1 pseudogene is annotated in these 752 nt (G+C 66.6%); it reads right to left on the minus strand.

The window, feature by feature from the left end:
• Nucleotides 1-226: 226 nt before the first annotated feature.
• Nucleotides 227-484, minus strand: a pseudogene (locus C1I97_RS42620) (helix-turn-helix domain-containing protein); the annotation flags it as partial.
• Nucleotides 485-752 lie beyond the last annotated feature (268 nt).

Genomic DNA, 752 nt, shown 5'->3' on the forward strand with positions numbered 1-752 from the left:
ATCTGATGACGCAGGGCCAGGATCTCGACATCCTTCTCCCGGTCGCTCATCGGCAGCAGTCGCAGCATCGCGAAGGCGTTCGTCATACCCAGGTACACCAGTCTCAACAGCACGGCCGATCATCATGTCGCCTCCACCGTCCCCCGAGCGAGAGCACCGACGCGGGTGACCACGGTCGGCGCCGAAACCCACTCCCACCTGCGTGGATGAGGTTATCGGCAGGGGCACCGCCGAGCCGGGGCCGCCCGGAGCGGGGGCGGTCGGCCAGGCCCGCCGGGCCGTCGGCGTGGTAGCGGTGGATCCAGCGGCGCACCGTGGCCGGGTGGTAGCCGAGCAGCTCGCCGATCTCGTCCGCGGTCAGGCCGGCCCCGGACAGCAATACCATCACGACGCGGGCGGCCTCCCGTCACCGGTGATGCAGCAGGTGGTACAGGTGCTGATCCGCCGGACCGGAAGGGTTGGCGAACACGGATGCCGGACGCATACTGACCTTGACCTCGCCGGGTTTGCCACGTTTTGGTCAACGTCGATGCAACACCCGGCGAGATTTTCGCGCCATCAGGGCCGTCGCACCCAGCCGACGCCGCCGCCCCAGATTCCGCGCAGAACTTCAGGTCATCCGCTTAGTGGCTGTTGTTGTACCGATCTTGGGGTTTGTCGATCGAACGGGAGTCTCGATTGGGTGGTCGCGGGGTGCTCGGCGCATACGAGCAGGGCCTCCTGAACAGCTCGTTGGTGTCTAATCACCGAGC

It is taken from the genome of Streptomyces sp. NTH33 (assembly GCF_003236365.1).
Lineage (GTDB): Bacteria > Actinomycetota > Actinomycetes > Streptomycetales > Streptomycetaceae > Streptomyces.